Source organism: Natrinema sp. CBA1119, assembly GCF_002572525.1.
GTDB lineage: Archaea > Halobacteriota > Halobacteria > Halobacteriales > Natrialbaceae > Natrinema.
This window is the reverse complement of record NZ_PDBS01000001.1, coordinates 2,623,514-2,638,943: the sequence shown is the minus strand read 5'-3', so window position 1 is coordinate 2,638,943 and position 15,430 is coordinate 2,623,514. Positions and strand designations below refer to the sequence as shown.

15 protein-coding genes and 5 pseudogenes are annotated in these 15,430 nt (G+C 55.5%); 5 read left to right on the top strand and 15 right to left on the bottom strand.

Annotated features, from left to right (window positions below):
* Nucleotides 1-86: 86 nt before the first annotated feature.
* Nucleotides 87-1,376, bottom strand: a complete 1,290-nt coding sequence (gene aglM, locus CP556_RS13040) for a UDP-glucose 6-dehydrogenase AglM (protein ID WP_098726020.1) — start codon at nt 1,374-1,376, stop codon at nt 87-89.
* A gap of 183 nt (nt 1,377-1,559) precedes the next feature.
* Between aglM and CP556_RS13035 the strand changes: the two genes are divergently transcribed.
* Together CP556_RS13035 and CP556_RS13030 are read left to right on the top strand one after the other, a co-directional pair.
* Nucleotides 1,560-2,123, top strand: coding sequence for an OB-like fold-containing membrane protein (locus tag CP556_RS13035; protein WP_098726019.1), 564 nt, complete (start codon nt 1,560-1,562; stop codon nt 2,121-2,123).
* A complete protein-coding gene (locus tag CP556_RS13030; RefSeq protein WP_098726018.1) occupies nt 2,107-2,634 on the top strand; it encodes a metal-dependent hydrolase in 528 nt (175 codons plus the stop codon). The genes CP556_RS13035 and CP556_RS13030 overlap by 17 nt, the downstream gene beginning before the upstream one ends.
* Nucleotides 2,635-2,688: 54 nt before the next feature.
* Here the strand turns inward: CP556_RS13030 and aglF are convergent, their stop codons facing one another.
* Complete coding sequence (aglF, locus tag CP556_RS13025; protein ID WP_098726017.1) at nt 2,689-3,423, bottom strand: UTP--glucose-1-phosphate uridylyltransferase AglF; 735 nt, start codon at nt 3,421-3,423, stop codon at nt 2,689-2,691.
* A 96-nt stretch (nt 3,424-3,519) separates the two neighbouring features.
* Nucleotides 3,520-4,440, bottom strand: coding sequence for a dTDP-glucose 4,6-dehydratase (gene rfbB / locus CP556_RS13020; protein WP_098726016.1), 921 nt, complete (start codon nt 4,438-4,440; stop codon nt 3,520-3,522).
* Between the two features lie 53 nt (nt 4,441-4,493).
* Here rfbB and rfbD point away from each other — a divergent pair, with 53 nt between their 5' ends.
* A complete protein-coding gene (gene rfbD, locus CP556_RS13015) occupies nt 4,494-5,381 on the top strand; it encodes a dTDP-4-dehydrorhamnose reductase (protein WP_098726015.1) in 888 nt (295 codons plus the stop codon).
* Here the strand turns inward: rfbD and CP556_RS27240 are convergent.
* From CP556_RS27240 to CP556_RS13000, 3 genes are read right to left on the bottom strand one after another with little or no spacing between them, the layout of a single operon-like run.
* The gene (locus CP556_RS27240) at nt 5,378-5,557 is read right to left on the bottom strand and encodes a hypothetical protein (RefSeq protein WP_098726014.1); all 180 of its coding nucleotides are present in this window, start codon (nt 5,555-5,557) and stop codon (nt 5,378-5,380) included. The two genes, rfbD and CP556_RS27240, sit on opposite strands and share 4 nt — an antisense overlap.
* Before the next feature lie 2 nt (nt 5,558-5,559).
* A complete protein-coding gene (locus CP556_RS13005; protein ID WP_098726013.1) occupies nt 5,560-6,633 on the bottom strand; it encodes a glucose-1-phosphate thymidylyltransferase in 1,074 nt (357 codons plus the stop codon).
* 3 nt (nt 6,634-6,636) lie between these two features.
* Nucleotides 6,637-7,101: a dTDP-4-dehydrorhamnose 3,5-epimerase family protein gene (locus tag CP556_RS13000; protein WP_098726012.1), complete on the bottom strand. Its 465-nt coding sequence runs from the start codon at nt 7,099-7,101 to the stop codon at nt 6,637-6,639.
* A 113-nt stretch (nt 7,102-7,214) separates the two neighbouring features.
* On the opposite strand from CP556_RS13000, the pseudogene CP556_RS12995 reads away from it, so the two are divergent.
* Nucleotides 7,215-7,549 (top strand): annotated as a pseudogene (locus CP556_RS12995) (transposase domain-containing protein); the annotation flags it as partial.
* A gap of 73 nt (nt 7,550-7,622) precedes the next feature.
* Nucleotides 7,623-8,609 (top strand): NAD-dependent epimerase/dehydratase family protein, encoded by a 987-nt coding sequence (locus tag CP556_RS12990; RefSeq protein WP_098727396.1) that lies wholly within the window; start codon nt 7,623-7,625, stop codon nt 8,607-8,609.
* Between the two features lie 27 nt (nt 8,610-8,636).
* On the opposite strand, the pseudogene CP556_RS25325 reads toward CP556_RS12990, so the two are convergent.
* The 9 genes and pseudogenes from CP556_RS25325 to CP556_RS12960 all read right to left on the bottom strand — a co-directional run.
* Nucleotides 8,637-8,753, bottom strand: a pseudogene (locus tag CP556_RS25325) (IS6 family transposase); the annotation flags it as partial.
* Between the two features lie 131 nt (nt 8,754-8,884).
* Nucleotides 8,885-10,366, bottom strand: coding sequence for a lipopolysaccharide biosynthesis protein (locus CP556_RS12985; RefSeq protein ID WP_098726011.1), 1,482 nt, complete (start codon nt 10,364-10,366; stop codon nt 8,885-8,887).
* A 12-nt stretch (nt 10,367-10,378) separates the two neighbouring features.
* Nucleotides 10,379-11,836, bottom strand: a complete 1,458-nt coding sequence (locus CP556_RS12980) for a glycosyltransferase domain-containing protein (protein ID WP_176548188.1) — start codon at nt 11,834-11,836, stop codon at nt 10,379-10,381.
* A gap of 246 nt (nt 11,837-12,082) precedes the next feature.
* Nucleotides 12,083-12,187, bottom strand: a pseudogene (locus CP556_RS25320) (IS6 family transposase); the annotation flags it as partial.
* 36 nt (nt 12,188-12,223) lie between these two features.
* A pseudogene (locus CP556_RS25315) lies at nt 12,224-12,307 on the bottom strand (IS6 family transposase); the annotation flags it as partial.
* Between the two features lie 33 nt (nt 12,308-12,340).
* A complete protein-coding gene (locus CP556_RS27235) occupies nt 12,341-12,571 on the bottom strand; it encodes an oligosaccharide flippase family protein (RefSeq protein ID WP_098726009.1) in 231 nt (76 codons plus the stop codon).
* A gap of 13 nt (nt 12,572-12,584) precedes the next feature.
* Nucleotides 12,585-13,439 (bottom strand): class I SAM-dependent methyltransferase, encoded by an 855-nt coding sequence (locus CP556_RS12970; protein WP_098726008.1) that lies wholly within the window; start codon nt 13,437-13,439, stop codon nt 12,585-12,587.
* Nucleotides 13,440-13,450: 11 nt separating this feature from the next.
* Nucleotides 13,451-13,797: pseudogene (locus CP556_RS12965) on the bottom strand (transposase domain-containing protein); the annotation flags it as partial.
* Between the two features lie 80 nt (nt 13,798-13,877).
* Entirely contained in the window at nt 13,878-15,029 is a 1,152-nt protein-coding gene (locus CP556_RS12960; RefSeq protein WP_098726007.1) for a glycosyltransferase family 4 protein, read from the bottom strand.
* Nucleotides 15,030-15,430 lie beyond the last annotated feature (401 nt).

Here is a 15,430-nt window from a genome sequence, read left to right as displayed (position 1 = left end):
TATTCGCCCGCGTACCCGCAAAAGGCTACTGATTGAGCAGTGTCGGCTTTTTACGTCGGACGGGCTGCGACGCGGCCACCGCCTCGTCACCAGGTCAGTCCCTCGTAGACCTCGAGAGCGTCCTCGTCGATCTCGATCCGCCGGCCGTCGACCACGACGGAACGCGCCATTCCCTCGAACGACACGTCGTCGAACTCCGGCCAGTCGGTCGCGACGACTGCGCCGTCGGCCCCCTCGAGCGCGTCCTCGGCGGACTCCGCGTACTCGATCTCGGGAAAGTCGGGCCGAACGTTCTCGATCGCGACCGGATCGTAGGCGACGATCGCCGCGCCGCGATCCCGGAGATGCTCGATCACGTCCAGCGCGCGGGACTTGCGCACGTCGTCAGTTCCGGGCTTGAACGAGAGTCCGAGGACCGCGATTCGGGCCCCCTCGAGCGGGACGTGCTCCTCGAGCAGGGCCACGAGCCGTCGCGGCTGTTCATCGTTGACCGCGACGGTCGCATCGAGCAGTTCGGGGTCGTACCCCTGCTCGCGAGCACCGGCGCGAAGCGCGTTGACGTCCTTGGGGAAACAGGAGCCGCCCCAGCCGAGCCCCGAGCGCATGAACCGCTCGGAGATCCGGTCGTCGAGCCCGACTGCCTCGAGCACCTCGTAGGCGTCCGCGTCGTACTCCCTGGCGATGTTCCCGAGCTCGTTGACCAGCGAGACCTTCGACGCGAGGAAGGCGTTGTTCGCGTACTTGATGATCTCGGCCTCGCGGATGTCGGTCTCGACGAGGTCCGTCTCCTCGCGCGCCAGAATAGGTTCATACAGCTCCCGAAGAGTCGCGGCTGCCTCCTCGCTCGCAGTGCCGAAGACGACCTTGTCCGGCTCGAGGAAGTCCTCGACCGCGGTCCCCATCCGGAGGAACTCAGGGTTCATCGCGAGCTCGAGGCCGTCGCCGATCCGCGTCTCGGATTCGGTCTCGAGGATCGGCCCGACGACATCTTCGGTCGTGCCGGGCAGGACCGTGCTCTTGACGACCACGAGGTGCTCGTCGTCTTTCTCAGCCAGCGCGCGGCCGAGCGATTCCGCACCGGCCTGCATGATCGCGAGATCGAGACTGCCGTCGTCGGACTGGGGTGTGGGCAGACAGAGAAACGTAACGTCCGTGTCGCGGACTGCGTCGTAGTCCGTGGTCGCGCGGAGGTTTGTGCCCGCGTGCTCGGCGATTCGCTCCGCGAGACCCGACTCGTGAATCGGTGCCTCCCCGGCGTTTATCGTCGCGACGATTTCATCGTCGATCTCGATGTTCGTGACGTCGTGACCGAGGTCGGCGAGACAGGCGGCGATCGTGGTGCCGACGTAGCCGCTGCCGACGATGGAGACGTTCATAGGGGACGGGATGCGGGGTGGACGTTAGACGTTTTTGGGTTCGAACGGACCGCGATCGGCCTGGTTCGTCGACTCGTCCCCGCCGGTCGGTTCCGAGAGTCTCTTGCGCACCCACTCGTCCCGATCGGCGACCCTTACCAACACGAAAACTATTCTTGCGATTCGAGACCTTCCTAGAGACACATGCAGGAACCCTTCGGCCACCGCGGCCGACTCGCGGCGGGCGTCGTCCTCCTCGCCGTGCTGGCCGGGCTCGTCCTGTGGGCGGGCGCGGTCCCCTCCGATCTGATGAGCGGCGGCTATCCGGACGAAGTCGACGTCACCCCGAACCGCGAGGCCTACGTGGGCGAGCAGGTCGTCCTCGGCGGTCGCGTCGTCGACACGGACCCCGTCGTCATCGCGACGCGCGCCAGCGGCTACGGCAGGTTCACCCTCGTCAACGCGGACGACGGACTCCAGAACTCGGACGCGCCCCTCGAGCAGGGTGACCGCGTGAGCGCGTTCGGACACCTCGAGGACGAGTCGACCCTCGTCGTCGAGCGAACGACGATCGGCGACGTCTCCGGGACTGCCTACATGCTCGTCGTCTCGTTTTTCGGCGGGCTCTGGGCGTTCGGTCGATTCGCCCGCGACTGGCGCTTCGACTTCGGTCGGTTCGCGCTCGTCCCGCGGGACGAGCCGCTCTCCCTTCGGGACGTGATCCCCGGGACTCGAGGCGGCGCGAGTGGTGGTGATCGCAGTGACTGACGTCCTCACGCACGTTCTCGTCGGCTACGTCATCGGGACGCTCCTGTCGATTCGGTACGAGCGGCTGCAGCGAGCGCACGTGACGCTCGTGATGCTCGGCGCGCTCTCTCCGGACTTCACGAAGATCAACCTCCTGTTTCCGGACGAACTCGTTAGCTACCTGCTCGAGATCCCCTTCTCGTGGGCACCCCTCCACCTTCTCGGCGGGACGATCGTCGTGACGCTCTTCGGCTCGCTCCTGTTCGCACCGGAGTACCGCCGGGACGTCGTCGTGCTCGTCGCGATCGGTGCGGCGTCACATCACGTCCTCGATCTCGGCCTCATGACCCCGACGGGGTACTCCTACGCCGCCTTCTGGCCGCTGACCGAGTACCGGCTGCCGTCGGGCGGGCTCTACCTGAGCACCGACCGCTGGCCGGCGCTCGTCGCCGGGCTGTGTGCGGTACTCGTCTGGGCGCTCGAGCGACGGGTCGGCGTGGGGGGATATGAGGATTCGGCATCGCTCGAGTGAAATTGGAGAAGCGGAAAGATGGTTTCAATCGGCGGTCTCTAAGGGGCGCTGTCGTTATTCGGTCGGTGCCGCGACCTCGGCGTCGGTCAGTCGCTCCTCGGCTCGGTCCCTGTCTTCGGGATACCCCACGTCGATGCGCCAGCCGTCCATCCGGATCGCGTCGATCGTCCGGCCGGATTGGATGAGCAGATCGATCGCGTCGGGCAGCTCGTACTCGCCGCGATCGGAGGGCTGGACGAGGTGGCACGCGTGAAAGATCTCCGGCGTAAAGGTGTAGAAGCCGGTCATGACGAGATTGGACGGCGGATCGTCGGGTTTCTCCATCACTTCCACGATCTCGCCGTACTCGTTCGTGTCGAGGACGCCGTAGCGGGAGGCCTCCTCGTAGGGGACTTCCTCGACGAGGAAGGCGGCGTCGGCGCGCTCTTCTTGCTGGCGGTTGATCACGTCGCCGAGATTCGATCGGAAGACGTTGTCACCCAGCATGAGCATGAAGTCGTCGTCGATGTGTGGCTCAGCCTGCAGGATGGCGTGGGCGAGGCCGAGCTGCTCGCGCTGGTGGGCGTAGGTGATGGGAATACCCTTGTACTCGTCTCCGTAGCGTTCTATTATCTTCTCCTTCATGTAGCCGACGACGAGGACGAACTCAGTCGCACCGATTTCGATGAGGTTGTCCATGACGTCCTCAATAAGGGGTTTGCCGTCGACTTCGACGAGGACTTTGGGTTTGTCGTCGGTAAGGGGCCGAAGGCGGGTTCCTTTGCCTGCGGCCAACACGACTGCTTGCATATTCCCATCGATAATACTTGATTACTATATGTCTTTGGGCTGGAGGTAAACATCATATCAGAGATCATTTCATGAGAATTGGGATTATAGATGTGATTAGAGATAGTACTTAACGGTTCGTTCTAACCCTTCTTCGAAGGACCAAGACGGCTTCCATTCAAGACGTTTGATTTTGTCCGTCTCGAGTGCATACCGCTGGTCGTGACCTGCCCGGTCCTCGACGAACGTAATCTGGTCTTTCGATCCGCCAACAGCGTCGAGAATCGCCTCGGTCACCTCGAGATTTGTTCGCTCTTCGCCAGACCCGATGTTGTACACCTCTCCGGGGTCGCCGTCGCGGAGGACGAGATCGAGTGCGCGACAATTATCCTCGACGTAGATCCACTCACGGACGTTTGATCCGTCACCGTATACGGGGAGATCGTCACCCGCAGCGGCCTTCCGGATGAATTTTGGAATGAGTTTCTCTGGATGCTGCCGTGGGCCGAAGTTGTTACAGGTGCGGGTGATGAGGACAGGTAGATCGTGCGTAATCCAGTAACTTTTAGCGAGCAAATCGGCACTGGCTTTCGTCGCTGCGTACGGGTTTCGCGGGTTCAGTTTATCGTCTTCGCTAAATGTCCCATCGAGGATCTGTCCGTATACTTCGTCCGTCGAGATCTGGAGAAATCGATCGAGATCTGCATCGACCGCGGCGTCAAGGAGAATTTGGGTTCCCTCGACGTTCGTTGTGACGAACGGACCTGCGCCCTTGATGGACCGATCGACGTGCGATTCAGCGGCGAAGTTGACGACTGCATCCGCATCCGCGACGAGATCGTGGACGAGTTCGCGATCACAGATATTCCCTTCGACAAATTCGTGGTTCGGCTGCTCGAGAACCCCCTCGAGATTGTCTAGTGAACCAGCGTAGGTCAGCGCGTCCAGTGTGACGACTTCGTCCTCTCGGTTCTCGAGCAGATAGCGTACGTAGTTAGAGCCGATGAATCCCGCGCCACCAGTAACGAGTATTCGCATATGATCACCTGCATCCCAGCACGTATTTACAGTTTCGGGAAGGCAGGTCGTATATGACGGTGCTCGTTCTCGGTGCAAGTGGATTACTCGGGAGTGCGCTCGTAGGCCAGTGCCTTGAGCAATCGATCGACGTAGTTGGGACGTATCATTCAACCGCTCCATCGTTCGAAATCCCACTCGAACAGCACGATATCCGTCACACGGCGGAATTCCAGACACTACTGGACAAATATCTGCCCAACACCGTGGTGAATTGCGCTGCAATGACGGACGTTGATGGCTGTGAGTCTGACCGAGAAAGGGCGTTCGACGTCAATGGAACTGCCCCTGGAGAACTCGCTCGTAGCTCTGCGACACGTGACATTCAGTTCGTTCACATCTCGACGGATTATGTCTTCAACGGCGAAGCGACGGCACCGTACGACGAAATGGAATCGACAGCGCCGATTCAGGTATACGGTGAATCGAAGCTCGCCGGTGAAGAAGCCGTCCGAGCTGTCGATGGTGAGAACTTGGTTACTCGGTTGTCGTTCGTCTACGGGGTTCGTGGAGATACGAACGACCTCGTCGGCTTTCCATCCTGGGTTCGCGATACACTACAAGCGGGCGACGAGGTTCCGCTGTTCGTCGATCAGCATCTCACACCGACTCGGGCAGGTCAGGCGGCTGCGACGATCCTTGACCTCCTCGAGTCAGGTGCGGAGAGCGTATATCATATTGCGAGTCGATCATGCGTGACGCCGCACGAATTCGGGCACAAGGTCGCCCGCATACAAGATGCAAACGAAACGCTAATTCGTGAGAGCGAACAATCTGACGTGACGAGAGCGGCGGGCCGACCTTCATATACGTGTCTCGACGTGACTGCCGTCGAAGACGAACTGGGACGTCCCCAACCGACGCTTGAGGACGATTTACGGGCGATTGAGGACCACTTCTAAAGTCCGTACTGCTCTGCGTGTTCGAGGAAGAATTCGCGGTCGTCTGCCGGGAGATCTGCAAACCGGAGCACGTTCTCGCACTTGATCCCCGGACATTTCATGACACGGTTGGCCTCTAATTCGTTCGCTGAGACGACCGTTCTACACTCCGTACAGGTGTGCGTGATGATGCGCATGGTTAGAGTTTGAGCTGTGAATTTTCACCGACAACGAGTCTCCGCCCTTCCGGGAGTTCGTCGTCTGCGCGACCGATATTTGTGCCACGACCGAGGAGACTGTCCACGATCTTACCGCTCGTCTCGATCAACGACTCACCAATGACGACACTGTTCTCGATATGGACGCCCTCAAGCGTCGAGTTCTGCCCGATTGACGTATACGGGCCGACGTACGTCCCGGACTCGATTACCGTGTTTTCGGCGATTGAAACGGGGCCGCGAATGACCGCGCCATCTTCGATCTTCGCTGTTTCGTGCAGATCGACTCGGCCGTCGACTGTCGCATCGGGTGCGACATAGCCAGCACATTCAAGGTGATTGTCTTCGAGTACCAGTCGGTTTGCCTCAAGAATATCCTCGGGCTTGCCTGTGTCCTTCCACCAGCCGCGGACCACATGAGAGTCGATCGAATGACCGTCCTCGAGCAGGGTCTGGATTGCGTCCGTAATCTCGAGTTCGCCGCGCCAGGATGGCTCGAGACGCTCGATGACGTCGAACACCTCGTTCGAGAAGACGTAGATTCCAATAAGTGCGAGATTGGTTGGTGGATCGTCGGGTTTCTCGATAAGTCGCGTGACAGTCCCCTCATCGTCGACGTCAGCGATCCCGAACTGTTCCGGGGTATCGACTTCCTGAAGCGCGATTCCTGCCCCGTAGTCGCCTCGCTCGAAGCTCTCGACGAGTTCTGCGATTCCCTGTTTGAGAATATTGTCGCCGAGGTACATTACGAAGTCGTCATCACCAACAAAGTCTCGAGCACAGCCCGCCGCATGGGCAAGTCCTAATGGGTTTCCTTGGACGATATACGTGATTTCAACGCCGTAGTCGCTGCCATCACCGAGCAGTTCCTGAATCTCCTTGCGGCCCTTGTGGCCGAGAATGACGCCGATTTCGGTGACGCCAGCTTCCTTGAGGTCCTCGATCGCGTACTCGAGGACCGGTTTGTTCGCGACCGGGACGAGCTGCTTCGGACCGGTGTGGGTGATTGGACGGAGTCTCGAGCCCGTCCCGCCCGATAGAAGGACACCTTTCATTGGTTATCCGCTCGGTTCTTCGTCCCAGTCTAAAGGTATTTTGTCCGTGTCGTAGGGGATTCGTTCCTCGTCGGGTTCGTCGTAGTCGTAGAGCTTCGACGGGAAGTTGAGCAGGAACGCCGGCTCATCGCCGATCGCCTTGAACCCGTGCCAGCAGTCACCCGGAATGCGGATGGCCTTCTGGTTGTGCTCGCCGATGACGAACGTGTCCAGTTCACCCTGTGTTGGGGAGTCCTCTCTGTCGTCGTAGATCCCGACCTTGATCCGCCCCTTCGGGCAGATGAAGTGGTCGATCTGGCCCTCGAGATGGCGGTGCCAAGCGCGGACGACTCCGGGATAGGTCATCGAATAGTACGACATCGCTGGGCCGGGATCGTAGAGTTCCCAATCCTCGCGGAAGACTTCCACGAGGTGACCGCGTTCGTCGGCGTTTACTTGGAGGTCTTTGACCTCTACACCATGGATCATATTCGTGGTATCTACTGTCAATGGTTATAATTTTGTTGAACTAATAAAACATGAGGCACCGCCTAGTGGAGCCAGTTTGAGAAGTCAGCAGGTCGTTGAGTAAATTGGTTAGAATGCTCGCAGACTTGCTCAGCGAGAGCTATAACACGGGTTTAGAAGAATTTCGGGAGAACGAGCGGACAGCGACGCCCGTTAGGGCGTTCGCCGTCCACCTCCATCAGACCGGCTGGCTGACAGCGGACACGACCTGTCTGAGGCGAAGCCGAAGCGGGTCGCTGTCGACAAAACCGCTGTCAAGATCAACAGCGAGTAGTCTTGGTTGTACGCTACAATAGATATCGAGACAAAGTTGATCCTCGATATCGCGTTGTTCGGTCGGCACGGTACTGACCCGGCGGCTGCATTTCTGCATAGTCTCCGCGAGAAATACGATCTCTCGGGAACCGTCGAAGTCAGTTCCAGATGAGACTCCGATTTCGGCGAACCGCATGTGTTTTATGTTGGCTGTCGGAAGGGTGGGCATGCGAATCCTCGTGACGGGAGGGGTCGGGTTCATCGGCGGCCACCTCGCCGAGTCGTTCCTCGCCGACGGTCACGACGTGACGATCCTCGACAACTTTGAACCCTTCTACGCGGAGGGGATCAAACGCCACACGCTCTCGGTCCACCGCGAGGTGGCTGACGAGGCCGACGCCGATTACCGGTTTGTCCAGGGAGACGTTCGGGACACTGAGACCGTCCAGAAGGTCGTCACCGACGCGGACGTTGTAGTTCACCAGGCCGCGCAGGCGGGCGTGCGCGAGAGCGTGAAGCATCCTCGAAAGGTAACCGACATCAACGTCGACGGGACCGTGAACCTCCTTGAGGCGGCGAAAGAGGCGGACGTAATGCGGGTGATCCTTGCGAGTTCCTCGTCAGTGTACGGCAAGCCGCACTCGTTGCCCTACGAGGAGGACCATCCGACCGAGCCCGTGAGCCCTTACGGGGTGACGAAACTCACCCAAGAACACATGGCGCGGGTGTACACAGAGCTACATGGCCTGCCAACTGTCTGCCTGCGGTACTTCACAGTGTACGGTCCGCGGATGCGCCCCAACATGGCGATCTCCAACTTCGTCTCGCGGTGTATTAACGGGGAGCCACCGGTGATCTACGGAGACGGACAACAAACGCGCGATTTTACATATGTGGATGACGTGGTGGACGCCAATCGGACGCTTTTGGAGTCGGACGCGGTTGACGGCGACGTGTTAAACATCGGGAGTTCGGATAATATATCGATCCAGATGTTGGCTGAGACGGTGCGCGACCAGCTCGTGCCCGAACTTGAGATCGTGTATGAATCTGCGCGGGAGGCTGACGCCGAGCACACCCACGCATCCGTGGAGAAGGCTGGAGAATTGATCGGGTACGAGCCCTCGCGGACGATCGCCGAGGGCGTCGGCGAGTTCATTGAGTGGTACCAGGCAAACCGGGAGTGGTACGAGCCATTGGTTCGGGCGTCATAGGAGTGAGTGTACCGGTGAAGATAGTGTTCAGATAAGCTGATTCCATGCGAAGACGAATGATCTTAGCCACTCGTTAGCGGTTTCTGATTTGGCGTTATTAAAATAGTTTGAGAAAGAGATAGTTCGTCGTTTTACCTGCCAAAAATCACCATAGGTGAACACGATGCGACTTCCAGTAGCGATGTATAAGCATTGATCCTGCGAACCAGATTGATTCATCGACAAGGCAGTTGGTGTACTGAGAGAGGTGTAGGTGGGTTAGTGTCGACCGTTTCTCATTCGGACGGTCCTGTGAAGTTTTTAAGTACGGATACCGGGTGCGGCCGGATGTATCGATACAGTAACGTACTGAAGAGGAAATAGAAGAGAATTCCGGTCGAAATGCCTGCTAATAATCCAACGACGTCCTCAGAGAGTATGGCTTGAACAGCGATCGCCATCAGGCCAGAACTGACGCATGGAATCACGGCTCTATTCGCGTACTGACTGTATCGAGCCGAGATGATACGCCGGCTCACGACGAGCCAGACCGGGATGGTGATTCCGATACCGAGTGTGATACTGATCGCCGCACCTGTTATCCCCATGTAGTTCATGAGCGGCCAGATCGTCAAGAGAATCGTTATTGCGCGAAGTAAGTTCATTCTGAAGTCCCACTCGGGAGCCCCCGTGCCCCTAAAGATCGCTCCACCGGTAGTCGCGATTCCGCGGACGAAACCAGCCACCGCCATCACCTGTAGTGCTGGGACGATTGGCACCCATTCTTCGCCTAGTACAACAACGGTGAATTCGGGGGCAACAACCACTATGCCGACAGCCATTGGTGCGGTAACATAAAACGTGATCTCGAGCGTGTTGAGGTACGTTCTCCTGAGTCGTTGTTTCTGGTTCTGGAGGGCGGAGTAGGTTGGAAACGCGACTTTAGAAATAACTTTGGAGATTTCTGTAGCGGGCGCGTTGGAGAGGCGGAACGCCATCTGGTAGAAACCGAGGGCGTCCGCACCGAGCAGCCAGACGACGAATCCGTCGTCGCCCTGTGTCGAAACGAACGTCGTTATTCCGGACGCCCAGATCCACTTTCCGAATCCGAATAGCTCCTTTGCTTTCTCCGTATCCAATTCGAGAGACGGCCGAAACGGATGGATGCGGTACGATACGAGGAGTTGTGTGAGATGTCTGGCAAGTATTCCGGCCACTAATGCCCAGACGTTCTGAAAGATGAAGCCGAACACGATTGCGACGACCACATCGACGATTACCGAAGAGAACTTGAGTGAAAAGAACTTGCGGAAATCCAAGTTCTTCTCGAAGTAAACCGTGGCTGGATTCATGAACGCTCGAAATAGATACGTGATCCCAATCATTTGGAGGATGGGTCTTGCCTGTGGTTCCCCTAGGAAGTTCGAAATAGCGGACGATGTCACATAGAGGACGGAGATGATCAGAACGGCCCGGACGATCTTCAGGCTCCAGGCAGTCGAGAGGTATCGGTCGATGTCGTCCTTCTCCTCCTGGATCAGGGCTTGATCAACGCCGAGCTGAGAGAGTTGTTCCAGTGCCGCCAACGTGAGGAGGGCGATACCCATTAGACCGAAATCCGAGGGAGAAAGCAGCCGTGCGAGGACGATCAGTTTGAACGTCTCTAGAAGTCGATTGAGGATGTTCAGAGAGCTAACCCAAGCCCCTCCACTGAGGACTTTGCTGGTGAGTCCGTCCCCGTCTTCAGGCGCTGGAACCAGCGATCGTAGAAGATTCATACGGTAAGCGAATCATAGATCCGTCTTTTTGAAGACCATTATGTTCTCGGGAACGTGATACAGGGAGTCGACAACGATCTCTTCTTTCAGTTCGTCCGTAGTTTCACGGTCGTACTCCATTCCGTGGTCATCGAAGAGTTGTATCCAGTATTCCGGCGGTTTCTCGTTGACGTGATGTGTACCGCCCTGTCCGGGAGGAGCAGCGGTTAATACGACGACCTCACCGGATTTGGCGAGCGTGTTCACGAAGGTTCGGGCGTATCTCTCGGGGATATGTTCCGCAACCTCGACGCTTAATACGAGGTCGTAGTAGTCGTCCGGCTCATACGGTTGTCGAAGGTCGTGTTGTTCTAGACGGTCGTTCGGGACCACAGCGTGACGGAAGGCTGCTGAGTTTCCTTCGACGCCGTTGATCGTCACACCGTGTTCCTCGAACCGTTCCAGGTACGTGCCGATCGCGCATCCATAGTCGATGACGCTACTGGGCTGGAACCGTTCAACGAGCGCATCTGCGATCTCATGTGATTCACTCCGAAACGGGTCCTGTCTTCGTTTCGCATAGTACTCATCGGAGTAGATCTGGTCGGGCCCGATCACTCCCAGTCGATCGCCGATCTCTTTTATTTGGGTAGCGAGAGTTCTCACGAGCAACGAGGTTGATTTCGATAGCAGCGCAAGGAATCCCTCGTTTTTCAAAACGGAGAGCGATCTCTCAAAATAAAATCCGGTATTCTTCAAGAGCCCCGGATCGGGATCCGTTCTTATCGACATCCAGTACGGCCAGATTGATCCGAGGTACCCATCGGGACGATGCGGGTGGATGGCGAACTGCGGCGCGTCCCGCACCGAATGAGGGATCAGGTTGTATTCGAGGTCATGCTTCCACAACACGAACATCAGACTCAGTTGGTCTCGACTCGCTCGCTCTGAAACCTCACGCCACCAGGACCACATTACGTCTTTGATCTCGGGGTTTTGATGGCGACGGAAGAGAATGCGATTCTCTGATAGGTCGCGATCATCGGGGAATCCCGCGTCGCGATAGTGTTTCAACTGCTCGCAAACGGGACCTGCTTCCGCTTTGTTCTGCTCGATACACGATTCCCCCTCCTCAAAGACACTGGTTCGCTTCGGATGCTTGTAGAGAGCAAAGTCCGCGGTCGAGAGATAATCCTCGACAAGGGGTTCGACCCGTTCCAATATCTGGATGTTTCCGTCGATATAGACACTGATATCGTACTCCTCCAGATATTCGTGAGTGAGAATCTTGATGCGGCGATTGGAGAGCGCCGAATCGGTCATCGGCGTCACGTTTCTTATCTCCCAGACGTCGGACGTGAGCCTTTCATCATCGGTAAAACAGACGTAATCGACGCCGGACTCGATGACTTCTGGATCAATGAGTACATCGTAATCACCGAAGATGGCGGTATACACGACGATATTAGAGTCCGCAGAGTCCAAGGACATATCCGTAGGTACACACCGGCAGTAAAAAAAACATACGAATGAGCGGTTTTGGTGAATCGCCATACGGCGTTAGGTTGAGTGGTGTTAGCGTGTCTGTGGCAAAGTCCAATTACTCCGCTATCACGGATTCCTTCGGGATTGTAACTAAATTGCCCCAGAGCAGCTCCTCAAGTCGTCGAATCTATACCCCCAGAAGTCGACGCAGTCTAGTGATTCTCTAGAGCCGTCTGATGATATCTTACTTCGCAACTGAATACTCAGCTTCACCAGCAGTCGCGGTTTCGCTTCTCGCTCCACAAAATCTAAGTTTAGTTGGTCGATACTACCGCTGAAGCTAGCGTTTTCGGGCATAGATCACTCAGAAAACGCTACGCCACACTTTTCAATCCTTATCTGAACACTGCGCCGTTCACGCTCCCAACATTCATCAAATTCCGCCGCGTAGCTCTCGCTGAGCACCTCTGAGAGCATCATTCCAAACCAACTCTATGACCTGCTCGCTTCTCAAACCGCGCTAACTAGACGGTTCCCTTCGCTCAATCGTTTCTCGACTGCTGGCGCGATCGCGGCAGTCGTAGGGATACCCAGAATACCGATGAACGCCTGAAACGTGATAAAAATCCCAAGGTCAGTTGGTGAGAGGATATTGGCGAATATGGCGAGGGCAAGGAACCCGATGATTTGGACAACGACCTGTGCGCTGAATAGCTTAAATACAGATTTCGAGAGATTCATCGCTAAACCCTTCTCATTTATCGGGTAGTCGCGTCAGTACGGTCAGTCCATTACAAAGAGGGTAGTGTTCAATCAGAAAGTCGTCGATCACAGTCGTAAACTGTTCTGTCTCGTCAAACGAACACTCGAAGTAATCCTCGAGCGCACGGATCACACCGCGATCGTTATCCCACCCTTCTCCAAGCGAATTGTCTCGTCGTCGATAGAATCGGGTGAGATTGGTATCGTGGAAGATAGCAACACCATCGGGAGCGAGCTTCGGCAACCATACTTCAACCTCCTTTACTGTGTGATCGTATAGATGGGATGTGTCAACAAACAGTAGACCGATAGTCGAATCCACAGAATTGTCTTCACACCACGATTCCCATCGGTTCGCAAATTCGACGTCGTCGGACTGCACGAACTGCCAGTTCGGATACGAAGTAGCATTGTCACAGGGGTCAATATCGGCACTCACAATCTGTGCGCCGGTACGGTCAGCGACGGCAGAAAATACACGCGTCGATTCACCGCCACGAACGCCAAGCTCTACTATTGTATTTGGATCGGTCCGAACACCTTCTACAAACAAACGGTGGAGATGGTCATTGATATCTGTCGGTCTAGTTGCATACTTGGTCAGATTTTCGTAGTCGTTCCAATTTGTGGGTGGTGTATGGGGAGACGAGCCAAAGAATGAGCGATGAAGTGAAAACAGCACTTTTTGGATTCGGTTATGGACCATTTGATATGTAAGAACCGCCGTAGGAGTGAAACCACGTGCCCGAATAGATTGGGTGACTTTCGAAAGCATCTTCAAAGATTTGTTTTTCAGCAACTCCTTATAACTATTGATAGCAGGGCCGTTAGACAGATTCGGGCACATAGCGAGCAACGGGTGCCGTGCCGACAAAACAGCGCGGCGTCGAGAATCAACTTTGTCTCGATGTCTATTGCAGCGTACAACTAAGTCCACTCGCCATTGATTTTGACAGTGGTCTCATCAACTGCGACCCTTGACGGCATCGCCATTGGCGGGTCGTAACTACTATCAGCTAGCCGATGTACTCAATTCCAGACTTCCCCATGCGAGCGTTCAACGCCTAATTCGGCTAAATCGTTGTTATCTCCCGAAGAGAACAACCAGTTTCGTGGAGGCGGACGGCAAACGCCCTGACGGGTGTCGCCGTCCGCTCGTTCTCCCAAGATTCTTCTAAATCCGCCACATAGCTCTCGCTGAGCAGGTCTGCGAGTACCTTTGGACAAGAAACTCAACGACCTGCTCACTTCTCAAACTGACTCAACTAGACAGTGCCCTTCGCGGTTATTTGTTTGAGGTGTGATATTTCGATACAACGTCTAAAACAATATCGTCTAGCACCGGCGCTAATGCCTCGTAACTGTACTTTTGGATGCATTTTTGGCGAGCAGACTGTCCTAATTCTTCTTGCAGTATCTTATCAGAGAATACTTTGAGAATTGCGTCGCGGAGTTGTTCTGGTGCTTCGGGTTCCACAATCAAGCCACATTCTTCAAGAATAATCGGCAGATCGGAGACATTGGTTGCTACGATTGGTTTTGCCATTGCCATCGCGTCAAACACCTTTGCAGGCAACTGTCCCCTAGTTGCCGGGGTATTACGTTGGGGAATCGCAATCATATCTGCAGCTGCGATCCACTTGGGTATTTCGTCAAATGGTTGTCGTCCCCGGATGGTAATTGAATCACCAGCGATGTGTTTCACTTTTCGAACATAGTTAGAATCGTCTGCTCCGACAACAATACCTTTGATTTCGACACATTCGATTCGTGATAGGGCTTTGGCGAGATCATCGACTCCTTTGTATGGGTGCGGTGTACCAGAAAACATAACTATGAACTTGTTGGCGGGTAAGTCTAGTTCCTTTCTGATGTTTTGTTTGTCAAACCGTTTCGGATCGAACGAATCTGTGTCTCGAGCATGCGGGACAATTGTCCCACTGAACTTCTCTTGGAGAAATCGGTTGGATACCGTTCGGGCATCGGCGAGGTTAGTAAGTGACTCGAATAATCGCGTATAATAAAACGAATTCGCATGGGCTAGAAACGGGATTCCCTTCAAATATGCACCCAGTTGTGATCCGTGATATGCAAACCCAGACTCCCAATCGTCTATATCCAAAACAAGGGGATAATCGCTTCGTAGTGCTTTCAGCAAACTCAATCCGTAACTGTTCATTCTCGGTTTGGAAGCATAAATAACATCTCCTGTTATCTTCGTCAGTAGTTCTGGAATCGAAGCCGCAAAGCGATACACTCGCTTGCTCGTTTTCACACCTTTGTATCTGTATGCATTTCTCAAGGGGCCCCAGACTTCAGCATCAAATTGGGGTCCAATAATTTCAACCTCGTGATTTTTCTCTAGTAATTGTGCAAGTACGTAGGACCGTCCTAGACAATTGTGTGAGAGATCAGGGGTGACGATTGAGACACGCATTGTTAGATAGCAATGATGGTGTTCAATAAACTGATTACGGTTCTCAGCAGAGTTAGCGACTGGGAGTAAGTGATTGGTCGTGTTGGCACTGTATAGTTAAGCCAGTTTGAGAAGTGAGAAGGTCGTAATATTGAGTTGGTTAATGCTCGCAGACCCGCCCAGTGAGAACTACGACGCAGATTTGGAAGATTTTGAGAGAACGATGGCGACACAGTTAGGTCGTTCACCTTCCGGCTCTACCAGACTAGTTGTCCACTATGAGTGACACAACTATTCCCGATGAATTAGCCGCTAAAAGCACTTACAGGGGAATTTAGGACTAAGTTTCTCGACTTGATAACACCGGATGCGACCCGCGACAGCATCACCGTCGCGGGTCGATGTCGACGAAACCGCTGTCA

Coding starts and splice junctions, on each gene's coding strand:
- aglM (WP_098726020.1), bottom strand. CDS start 1,376: ATGAACGTCTCCATCGTCGGCAGCGGCTACGTCGGCACCACGATCGCC.
- CP556_RS13035 (WP_098726019.1), top strand. CDS start 1,560: ATGCAGGAACCCTTCGGCCACCGCGGCCGACTCGCGGCGGGCGTCGTC.
- aglF (WP_098726017.1), bottom strand. CDS start 3,423: ATGCAAGCAGTCGTGTTGGCCGCAGGCAAAGGAACCCGCCTTCGGCCC.
- rfbB (WP_098726016.1), bottom strand. CDS start 4,440: ATGCGAATACTCGTTACTGGTGGCGCGGGATTCATCGGCTCTAACTAC.
- rfbD (WP_098726015.1), top strand. CDS start 4,494: ATGACGGTGCTCGTTCTCGGTGCAAGTGGATTACTCGGGAGTGCGCTC.
- CP556_RS27240 (WP_098726014.1), bottom strand. CDS start 5,557: ATGCGCATCATCACGCACACCTGTACGGAGTGTAGAACGGTCGTCTCA.
- CP556_RS13005 (WP_098726013.1), bottom strand. CDS start 6,633: ATGAAAGGTGTCCTTCTATCGGGCGGGACGGGCTCGAGACTCCGTCCA.
- CP556_RS13000 (WP_098726012.1), bottom strand. CDS start 7,101: ATGATCCATGGTGTAGAGGTCAAAGACCTCCAAGTAAACGCCGACGAA.
- CP556_RS12990 (WP_098727396.1), top strand. CDS start 7,623: ATGCGAATCCTCGTGACGGGAGGGGTCGGGTTCATCGGCGGCCACCTC.
- CP556_RS12985 (WP_098726011.1), bottom strand. CDS start 10,366: ATGAATCTTCTACGATCGCTGGTTCCAGCGCCTGAAGACGGGGACGGA.
- CP556_RS12980 (WP_176548188.1), bottom strand. CDS start 11,836: ATGTCCTTGGACTCTGCGGACTCTAATATCGTCGTGTATACCGCCATC.
- CP556_RS27235 (WP_098726009.1), bottom strand. CDS start 12,571: ATGAATCTCTCGAAATCTGTATTTAAGCTATTCAGCGCACAGGTCGTT.
- CP556_RS12970 (WP_098726008.1), bottom strand. CDS start 13,439: ATGTGCCCGAATCTGTCTAACGGCCCTGCTATCAATAGTTATAAGGAG.
- CP556_RS12960 (WP_098726007.1), bottom strand. CDS start 15,029: ATGCGTGTCTCAATCGTCACCCCTGATCTCTCACACAATTGTCTAGGA.